Annotated in this window: 11 protein-coding genes; 5 read left to right on the top strand and 6 right to left on the bottom strand. The window is 60.8% G+C overall.

Features of this window, described 5'->3' with window-relative positions:
- Positions 1-246: 246 nt before the first annotated feature.
- Complete coding sequence (locus E4O98_RS24220) at positions 247-1,401, bottom strand: DUF1624 domain-containing protein (RefSeq protein WP_248136460.1); 1,155 nt, start codon at positions 1,399-1,401, stop codon at positions 247-249.
- Between the two features lie 71 nt (positions 1,402-1,472).
- On the opposite strand from E4O98_RS24220, the gene E4O98_RS24215 reads away from it, so the two are divergent.
- Both E4O98_RS24215 and yfcF read left to right on the top strand, forming a co-directional pair.
- Entirely contained in the window at positions 1,473-2,015 is a 543-nt protein-coding gene (locus tag E4O98_RS24215; RefSeq protein ID WP_032880980.1) for a DUF924 family protein, read from the top strand.
- 94 nt (positions 2,016-2,109) lie between these two features.
- Positions 2,110-2,742: a glutathione transferase gene (gene yfcF, locus E4O98_RS24210; RefSeq protein WP_216091237.1), complete on the top strand. Its 633-nt coding sequence runs from the start codon at positions 2,110-2,112 to the stop codon at positions 2,740-2,742.
- Here the strand turns inward: yfcF and E4O98_RS24205 are convergent.
- Positions 2,701-2,985 carry a hypothetical protein gene (locus E4O98_RS24205; RefSeq protein WP_032876218.1) on the bottom strand — a complete coding sequence of 95 codons (285 nt, stop codon included), beginning with the start codon at positions 2,983-2,985 and terminating at the stop codon, positions 2,701-2,703. The two genes, yfcF and E4O98_RS24205, sit on opposite strands and share 42 nt — an antisense overlap.
- A 137-nt stretch (positions 2,986-3,122) precedes the next feature.
- Here E4O98_RS24205 and E4O98_RS24200 point away from each other — a divergent pair, with 137 nt between their 5' ends.
- Both E4O98_RS24200 and E4O98_RS24195 read left to right on the top strand, forming a co-directional pair.
- Positions 3,123-3,767, top strand: coding sequence for an ATPase (locus E4O98_RS24200; protein WP_248089772.1), 645 nt, complete (start codon positions 3,123-3,125; stop codon positions 3,765-3,767).
- A gap of 45 nt (positions 3,768-3,812) precedes the next feature.
- Entirely contained in the window at positions 3,813-4,154 is a 342-nt protein-coding gene (locus tag E4O98_RS24195; protein ID WP_032876214.1) for a hypothetical protein, read from the top strand.
- 137 nt (positions 4,155-4,291) lie between these two features.
- On the opposite strand, the gene E4O98_RS24190 is transcribed toward E4O98_RS24195, so the two are convergent.
- Positions 4,292-5,038, bottom strand: coding sequence for a creatininase family protein (locus tag E4O98_RS24190; protein WP_122733505.1), 747 nt, complete (start codon positions 5,036-5,038; stop codon positions 4,292-4,294).
- Between the two features lie 30 nt (positions 5,039-5,068).
- Positions 5,069-5,782 carry a murein L,D-transpeptidase catalytic domain family protein gene (locus tag E4O98_RS24185; protein ID WP_032876209.1) on the bottom strand — a complete coding sequence of 238 codons (714 nt, stop codon included), beginning with the start codon at positions 5,780-5,782 and terminating at the stop codon, positions 5,069-5,071.
- A 40-nt stretch (positions 5,783-5,822) separates the two neighbouring features.
- Between E4O98_RS24185 and E4O98_RS24180 the strand changes: the two genes are divergently transcribed.
- Positions 5,823-7,418, top strand: a complete 1,596-nt coding sequence (locus tag E4O98_RS24180) for a L,D-transpeptidase family protein (RefSeq protein ID WP_078821129.1) — start codon at positions 5,823-5,825, stop codon at positions 7,416-7,418.
- A gap of 37 nt (positions 7,419-7,455) precedes the next feature.
- On the opposite strand, the gene E4O98_RS24175 is transcribed toward E4O98_RS24180, so the two are convergent.
- A complete protein-coding gene (locus E4O98_RS24175) occupies positions 7,456-8,847 on the bottom strand; it encodes a HAMP domain-containing sensor histidine kinase (protein ID WP_032876203.1) in 1,392 nt (463 codons plus the stop codon).
- Positions 8,825-9,508 (bottom strand): response regulator transcription factor, encoded by a 684-nt coding sequence (locus E4O98_RS24170; protein WP_005787712.1) that lies wholly within the window; start codon positions 9,506-9,508, stop codon positions 8,825-8,827. The genes E4O98_RS24175 and E4O98_RS24170 overlap by 23 nt, the downstream gene beginning before the upstream one ends.
- Positions 9,509-9,516 lie beyond the last annotated feature (8 nt).

Here is a 9,516-nt window from a genome sequence, read left to right as displayed (position 1 = left end):
TTGCCCCACCACTCGGCACCTCGCTTAGGCTCGGTGTGCCCGTAATCCGACACTGATTTGGGGGGGCGCCTAAGATCAAGATCAAAAGCAGATCAAGAGCGGCTCGCTTCGCATCGTGGTTACGGTCGGCAGCTACAAAGTTGTGTAGATACCTATGCCCCGATAGCGGTAGTTCAGCCAAGGAATTGGATACTGATCCACCGCTATCGGGAGCAAGCCTCCTCCCACATTTTGAGCCGCGTCAGGTCAGAGGTACTTGAGCCAGGCGATATCGCGCCGGCGCGCTTTGAGCCCGGCAAACCAACGTACCGGCGGGTATAGCACCAGCGGCAACACCAAAGCTGTCAGCCACACCGCACCGATGCTGTCGAAGCCGAAATAGTTGCCGTGGTTGAGCCCAAGCCACGCCACACAGGCGACATACAGCACCTTCAACACATACAGATGCAGTAGATAAAAGAACATCGGCGCTGCGCCAAACACCGCCAGCACGCCAATCCAGCGCTTATGCCCAGCGCGTTCGAATGCCAGCAACAGCAACAACCCAACCCCCAACGTCAACGCCAGGAACAACAGCGACGGCGGGTACTTGGTGATGTTGAAGAAGCTCATCAGGGTCTGCACGCCATTGTCATACACGTACCAAGGCTGCTCGCCGTAGCCATTGACTGCCCGCAGCAGCACAAAACCCATTAATGCCGCCACGCCCGCGATCAGCAAATGACGCTGACGCACAGCCGGTAGTGCGGTAGCGGCAAACCATGGCCCGAATCCATAACCCAGGGCGATCACACCGATCCACGGCAGCACCGGATAAGTCACGCGCAGACGCAGGTTTTCCGACGCCTCGATCCAGCTGCGCTCATGCAGGATTGACCAGCCACTCTGCAACGCCGAATCCTGGGCAAAGTGCACTCCGTCGAGCAGGTTATGCCCGGCGATGATCACCAGCGCCAAGCTGATCAGCAGCGGGCGCGGCAACCACACCAGTGCTGCGAGGGCGATCATGCTCACGCCGATGGCCCAGATCACTTGCATATAGATCACACTGGGCGGCAACTGGAAGGTCCACGCGAAGTTGACCAAGGTGAATTCCAGCACCACCAGAAACAGCCCACGTTTGAACAAAAAGGCCGACACATCGCGTCGCCCCTGATACTTCTGGCCGTACAGCCACGCCGACAATCCGGTGAGCAACACAAATACCGGTGCACAGAGATGGGCGAGGGTGCGGCTGACAAACAGCGCAGGCTCGGTGCTGTCGATGCTCATGGGGTCGCTGACCTGGCGATGCAACAGGAAGGTTTCACGCACGTGGTCCAGTAGCATGAACAGGATCACCAGGCCGCGCAGGGCGTCGATGGACTGCAGGCGTTGGCGTAAGGTAGTAGCGTCAGTCATAAGTGGGAATCACAAGCGGGCAAATAATTGACGTTATCCTATAACATTTTTTGAGGCACATGATGATCAGCATGAAGACGCAATCAGCCGAGGCCGTGATCGAATTCTGGAAACAGGCGGGGCCCAAGCGTTGGTTCGCCAAGGACGATGGCTTCGATACAGCCTTTCGCGACACCTTCCACGCCACCCATATGCAAGCCGCGCGGCGCGAGCTGGACGGTTGGCTGGCCACGGCCGACGGCGCACTGGCGTTATTGATCCTGCTGGACCAATACCCGCGCAACGCCTTTCGCGGCACTGCGCATATGTTCGCCACCGACCCGCTGGCGCGTCTGTATGCGCAGCAGATGGTGGACGCCGGGTTGGATCAACAGATCGATCCCCAGTTACGCGCGTTTTGTTATTTACCGTTTGAGCATTCGGAAGACCCGCAAGACCAGCAGCGCTCGTTGGTGCTTAACCAGCAGTTGGACGCCAGCACCTATCACTGGGCCAGGGAACATGCCGATATTATCCAGCGGTTTGGGCGCTTTCCCCATCGCAATGCGGTGTTGGGCAGGGTCACCACCGAGCAGGAGCACCTGTTCCTCAAAGCGGGTGGTTTCGCTGGTTGATGCTATTCCCATCAGGAATGCCCCCATAAAAACCCTGCATTGTCCTTATCGACCTGAATCTCGTAGCGTGGCGTTTCATCTTCGGAGATAGCCCATGAGCCAACCCCCGCTGCGCCTCTACGTTGATTCGCTGTTCACCAGCCCCTACGCCATGTCGGTGTTCGTTGCCCTGCGGGAAAAAGGCCTGACGTTCGACACGGTCCCCCTGGACCTGGATGCTGGGCAAAACCAGTCGGCAGATTACGCCCAGCGCTCCTTGACCCAACGGGTACCGACTCTGGAGCACGGTGATTTTACGCTGTCGGAATCTTCGGCAATCACTGAGTACCTGGACCAGGCGTACCCCCAGATCAGCGTTTACCCGGCTGATCTGCAGCAGCGGGCGAGGGCGCGGCAGGTTCAGGCATGGTTGCGCAGCGACTTGCTGCCGATTCGCCAGGAACGCTCGACGCTGGTGGTGTTCTGCGGGCAGAAGATGCCGCCTCTATCGCCGGTGGCTCAGGCTGCTGCGCGTAAGTTGATCGGCGCGGCGCAGGTTCTCCTGGCAGGCAACCCTGAGCATTTGTTTGGCGAGTGGTCGATCGCCGATGTAGACCTGGCGGTGATGCTCAATCGCCTGATCCTCAACGGCGACCCCGTGCCGGCCGAGCTGGTGATGTACGCGCAACGCCAGTGGCAACGGCCGTCAGTGCGGGAGTGGGTCAACCTGCGACGGCCTGTGCTCTAGCTGCCACTCTTCCTCGACACGTCGGTCCAGGTCCTCCCAGTGGGCCATGCCCAGCACCCGCATGGTGTTCAAGCCCCGCAGGTAACCACGCAGTTGCTGGGCGCTGGCCGAGCGTTGTTTGGCGTCGGCACTTGGGTCCAGCAACACTTCTTCATACTCGACCAGGTAATCGGCAACCCGCTCGCGAAATTCCGGCAGTACGGCATCGCGGATACGGTCGAAGGTTTTCTGGTAGGGCTTCATGGCGGGGTCCTTATAGGTTTTATGGGCTGCCTGACACTATCGGTTCAAATGATAGTCACCATCAAGGATCACAAGTTCTGTTTTTTCGCCAAGCGCGCAGAATCTGCTCATCCAGACGCAGCTCAAGGAAATGCGCGATGAGGACGATTATCCAGCTTACTTTAATGGCCCTGATGTTGGGCACCACCCTCATGACCACCCCGGCGATTGCCGATGAGCTGCGTACAGGCCATTTGCTGCCGCTGGCCGCTAGCGTAGAATCCCTGCAACGCACCCAGAGGGTAGGGGTGTTGTTCAGCGAAAATACCCGCGACAACCTCATCTACCTTGAGCGCTACCATGCCATGGCACTTAACGGCGCCAAGGATGCTCTGGATGGGCGGATTCGCCAGGCGTTCGTCAACAGCTCCGATCCCGAGCTGGCCATCGACTGGTTGATGAACTCGCTGCAGGGCGCTTTTTTCTCGGTGACGGTCTATGGCAGCCTGGATGACATGGTGCAGGCGCATCCGGATGTGGTGGTGGTGCTCGATACCCATAACCAATTGCTGACCCAGCGTAACGACCGGGTCGAGGCACGCTTTGCAGCACGCTTCTATGACGCGAACCTACAATACATCGCCAAGGCCGAAGGTTCGGTGGACAGGCAAGTGCCGTCAGTGTGGGTGCACGGCAAGGCGGCGCCGGAGATTGCCGCGCTGATCGAGCAGCAGCGAGATGTACAGAAAGATGCCCTGAAGCAGTTCGATGTGTCGCTCAAGGCCCTGGTTCGCGCAGGTTGATTCGCGAGTGGATGTGAACCCTATTGGTTATTTTCAGGAATCTGTATGCGCTCTTTTTTCGCTCCGGCCCTGGCTTTTGCAGCCTCGTTGCTGACCGGTTGTATCACGGCTCCCAATGCCCCATCGCTGACCCTGCAAACCGACAAGACCCCCGAAGGCTATGTGCAATGCGTATTGCCCAAGCTGGAAAAACACGGCATCACCTCGACCGTGACGCAGAATTCGCGTCACGCCAAGGTGCTGTTGACCAGCAAGATTGCTGCTGATGATGTGCTGGAAGCCTACAAGTCCCAGGACGGCACCAAGGTGTTCCTGTATGAGCGCAAGCCGCTGGCCTCGGCGATCAAACCGTCGCGGCTTGAGCAGGCGGCCCAGGACTGCAAGTAAGCCCGTTCTGAAAGGCAATGCATTTCAAAATGTGGGAGGGGGCTTGCTCCCGATGGCGGTGGGTCAGCTACAGATGAGCTGACTGACACACTGCTATCGGGAGCAGGCCCCCTCCCACATTTGGACCAACACTCGGCTCAGGGTTTGGCTTCGTTGCTGAAACTGCTCACGGTCTTGATCAACCCCTGCGCCGCCAACGCCACCAACTCACCGCCTTTCTCCACCGTCGCCAGTGCCGGGTCCGAACCCATGCGGCCATCGGGGAAGCGCGCGCGAAAGTCCAGCGCCTCGCGGATCGGCCCGGTGTTGGCAATTTGCGGTGAGTAATCGGCAGACTTGATCGACTGCGGGTAAGCCCACTGCGTCACCGCAATCTCCGACGGCGTGGCGTGGCTGCCGTGGCCGACCGGGAATTGGCGCTGGGCCAGGTCGGTGACGCCTTCCAGGTCCCACCAGTTCACCAGCTTCAGCGCAAACCCGGCCGGGCGGCGGGCGAAGCTGGCTTCGGCGTACAGCTCGGAAAACGCCGCTTCGATCGTGGCGATATTGCCGCCGTGGCCGTTCAGGAACAGGATTTTCTCGAAGCCATGCCCGGCCAGCGAACGCACCCAATCGCCAATCGCGGCGATAAAGGTGGAAGGGCGCAGCGAGATGGTGCCGGGAAACCCCAGGTGGTGCTGGGCCATGCCGATATTGAAAGTCGGGCCGATCAGAATGTCGGCGTTTTTTTGCGCCTCATGGGCGATGATCTCCGGGCACATCCAGTCGGTGCCCAGCAGGCCCGTGGGGCCGTGTTGTTCGTTGGAGCCGATGGGGATCACGACCGTGCGGCTGCGTTCCAGGAACTGCCCGATTTCGATCCAGGTGCTGGTGTGTAGAAGCATGCGAGGCTCTCTTTTATCTGTGGGGACAGGCTATCCGCCACGGATTGTACGACTACTCGCTACCTGTTGGGGCTTGCAATTGAGGTACGTCGAGGACTTCAACCAGCGCTGGTCGGGGTACCAGGAAAACATGAACTGCCCATCCTTGAGCTTGTCTACCACTTGACGGGCGACCTGCGGGCGTACTGCCGGGCAGCCCTGGCTGCGGCCGATGCGGCCTTCGCGCTTGCTCCACAACGGGCTGACGTAGTCGGCGGCATGGATCACGATGGCGCGGTCGCGCGCCAGGTCATTGAAGCCGGGCTCCAGGCCATCCATGCGCAGCGAGTAGCCATGAGCGCCGAGGTAGCTTTCCTGGGTGCGGAACAAGCCCAGGCTGGATTGATGGCTGCCTTCGAGATTGGAGAACTGGGTGGCGAAGTTTTCCCCGGACTTGGCGCCATGCGCCACCAGGTCACGCAGCAGCAGGGTCTGTTTGCGCAAATCGAAGATCCACAGCCGACGGGCGGTCGAGGGCTGGGAGTAGTCAATAACCGCTAGGCGATCGGAACGTTCTTCGCCGTTATTGACAGCGCACTGCACCGCGCTCAGGGCGCTTTTGAGTACAGTGGGATTGAGTTCTGGAGCCGAGCGCGCCAGGCTGCTATACAAGGAAGGTGGGGTGCCAGTGGCCGCGAGCGCAAAATTGCTCAGTAAAGCCAGGCCCCCGGTGATCAAGCCGAGGTGGCGCATAAAAGTCAGCATCTACAGTCGATTCCCCCGCTGTGGAGTGGAGCTAAGTCAATTGTTCAAAAAACACGCATGTTACTTGAGCATTTGCCTGCTCGTTGCACCATTGGTCGCGACAGCCGATGCGCTGGCGCCTGAGCCGCTACCTGTGACCACGCCTGCGCCCGTCGACCTGGCGCCGGTACAGCAGGCGCTGGCGCAACTGCCCAGCGTCTGCCCCCACCTGGTCTCGCGGGTCGATGCCACCGCCCAAGTGCGCCTGCAAGCCTTTTACCAGCAGCAAGGCAATGCACCGTTATGGTCGGCCGACGAGTCCCGGCAAGCCTTGCAAACCCAGTTACTGATGCTGGCCGACGACGGCCTGGACCCCACCCACTATAGCTTGCCTGCGGTAGATGCCACGGCCAACGTGCTGTGCAGCGATATCGCGACCAGTCAGCAATACCTGCAAGCCCTGCACGATTTGCATTACGGGCGCCTGCTGCAATCGCGCTATGAACCGCTCTGGCATTCGCAACCGCCTGCGACGGACCCGAACACCGTAGTATTGGCATTTGCCGCCACCGGCTTGCAGGACATGGCCAAAGCGTTTGACCAGGCACGCCCAAGTGCAGACTTGTACCGCAGCCTGCGCAACGTCTATTCCAGCCTGCGCCAGCAGCCTTTACCGCACTGGGATGCGGTGGGTAGTGGCCCGTTGTTACGCCCCGGCATGGAAGACCCGCGCGTGCCGGAGTTGGCGCGACGCCTGCACAGTGGCGGCTATCTGGCCAAGTTGCCCAACGGCAAGCAATATCAGGGCGACCTGGTCAAGGCGGCGAAGGCGTTCCAGCTCAGCCACTCGTTGCAAGCCGATGGCGTGATCGGCGCCGGCACCGTGGCCGAACTTAACATCAGCCCGGCGGTACGCCGCGAGCAACTGCGCATCAACCTGGAGCGTTTCCGCTGGCTGGCCCAGGACCTTGAGCCTGAAGGCGTAGTGGTCAATGTGGCCGCCGCGCAATTGAGCGTGTACCAGAGCGGCATCCCTGTGTGGCAAACCCGCTTGCAAGTGGGCCGCGCCGAACGCCAGACACCGCTGCTCAAGTCGCGCATCACGCGGCTGACCCTCAACCCCACCTGGACCATCCCGCCGACCATCATGCGCGAGGACAAGCTCCCGGCTATCCGCCTCAACCCCGAGTACCTGCGCCAGCAAAACCTGCAAGTACTCGACGCCGAAGGTCATCCGCTGACCCCCGAGCAGGTCGATTGGGCGCGCCCTGGTAATATCCTGCTGCGCCAACAGGCTGGCCCGCGCAACCCGCTGGGCAAGATCGTGATGCGCTTCCCCAACCCGTTCTCGGTGTACCTGCACGACACGCCCAGCCAGCCGCTGTTTACCAAGGGGCCAAGGGCGTTCAGTTCGGGGTGTGTGAGGGTCGAGCAACCGCTGCTGCTGCGTGACCTGCTGGTGACCCCGGCCGAACGCACCCGTACCGATGAACTGTTGGCCACCGGCTTGACCCATGAATTCAGACTGGCCACCCCGGTGCCGGTGCTGTTGGGGTATTGGACGGTGGAAGTGGATCGCCAGGGGAGCCTGGTCTATGCGCCGGATATCTATGCGCTTGATCCGGTGTTGATCAAAGCCATGGGAAGTGTGCTCTAGGCACAATGTGGCAGGGGTCTTCATGACCCCATCTGACCTATTCAGGTATCAACTGCTGGCGACATTCCAGCACCAGTCGGGCGCCGCCCAGCTCACTGGTACCGACGTCGAGCTTGAAGCCATGCAGGTTGATGATCGCCGCCACAATCGACAGCCCCAGACCAAAGCCACCTTGCTGATCGTTTTCATCCACCCGATAAAAGCGCTGGAACACCGACGCGCGTTCAGCCGCCGGAATTCCGGGCCCCGAGTCGAGCACTTCAATGCGCGTACTGCCCATATCATTGACCGCTCGCAGGATGACCTTGCCATTGGGCGGAGTGAACTTGATCGAATTGCTCAACAGGTTGGCCAAGGCTTCAAACAACAGGGCGCGGTCGCCCGTTACCCACGGCAGCGATTCGGGAGCCTGCAATACCAACTCCATTTCACCTTCCTCCGCCAGGGGCAGGTAGAAGTCATGCAATTCGCGCAGCAACGGCAGCGGGTCCAGCACCAGGAAGCCTGACCTGCGCTGGTGATCTTCCAGTTCGGAAATGCGCAGCAGCCCGCGAAAGCGCGCCATCAGCGTGTCGGTTTCGGCAATGGCGTCATCGAGTTTCACTGCGTGGGCGGAGTCTTCCTCGGCTTGCTGCTTGATGCGGTAAAGCTGTGCGCGCAGGCGGGTGAGGGGGGTACGCAGGTCATGGGCGATGGCGTCGCACACGCCCTTGACCTCGTTCATCAGTTTCTCGATGCGTTCGAGCATGGCGTTGACGATGGCCGCGAGCATGTCCAGTTCGTCGCGCCGATTGGACAGCGGCAAGCGGTGCGTCAGGTCGCCGGCGACGATGGCTTCGGCGCTGGCCTGGATCCCGCGGATGCGCCGCAACGGACGCCGGCGCAGCAGGTGCCAGCCCGCAGCGCCGGGGATGATGGTCAACGACAGCGCCCACAGCAGGGCATGCCAGATGATCCGCGTCACACCGAACAACGACCCGTTGGCGCGCACCAGCACCAGCCAGCGCCCGTCGTCGGTGTGGGTGGCCACGGCATCGCAGCTGTCCTTGGGCAGCTTGGGGTCATCGGATTCGACGCAATTGGCCAGGGTGTGGATCTTGCCATCCAGGGGCAGGTCCGCCGGTACCGTGCGGATTGGCCCGCTCAAGGGCCGAAACTGCTCATCGAACAAGCCATAAGCATCCACGCCCTTCATGTCGAAGGTCATGCTGGTGGTCAGCGCTTCCACCAGGGCTTCGCCGTCGAAGCGCTGGAACAAGTGCTGGCGTTGCAGAAGAGAATGGCGCGAGAGGTCGCTGAGGTAGCCCGACACCTCGTAATACAGCACCCCCATGAGGATGCAACTCCACGCCACGAACAACGAGCTGTACAGCGCCAGCAGGCGGCTGCTGGAAGAGCGCCAGCCCTTAGAGGGGTTCAGCAATGACATACCCGGAACCTCGTACCGTGCGGATCAGCGGCGTGAGGCCCGGGGGATCGATTTTCTTGCGCAGGCGACCGATGTGCACATCGATCAGGTTGGTGCCCGGGTCAAAGTGATAACCCCAGACTTCCTCGAAAATCATCATCCGCGACAGGATCTGCCCGGTGTTGCGCATCAGGAATTCCAGCAGTTTGTATTCGGTGGGCAACAGGGTCAGCGGCTGCTCGGCGCGGCTGGCTTCGCGGCTGATCAGGTTCAATTCCAGGTCTGCCACGCGCAGGGCGGTTTCGAACTCCTTGACCGTGCTTTTGCGCCGCAGCAGCACTTCGACACGGGCGGCCATTTCGTCGGAGGCGAACGGCTTGGTCAGATAGTCATCACCGCCGGCACGCAGGCCACGTACACGCTCGTCGACATCGGAGAGGGCGCTGATCATCAGGATCGGCGTCGATACGCCAATCGTGCGCAAGGTGGTAACGATGGCCAGGCCATCCAGTTCGGGCAACATGCGGTCGAGGGTGATCAGGTCGTAATCGCCGCTTACGGCGCGGACCAGGCCCTCGCGGCCGTTGTCTACCCAGTCTACGTCCAGTCCATGGCTACTCAGCTCGGCGACGATCTCGCGGGCCGTTACGGCGTCATCCTCGATGGTCAAAATGCGGGTCATAGGATTAC

Origin of the sequence: Pseudomonas sp. W2Jun17, assembly GCF_023127795.1 — a bacterium.
GTDB lineage: Bacteria > Pseudomonadota > Gammaproteobacteria > Pseudomonadales > Pseudomonadaceae > Aquipseudomonas > Aquipseudomonas synxantha_A.
Note: the sequence above shows the minus strand (reverse complement) of the source record. Positions and strands in the feature narration are given on the sequence as shown.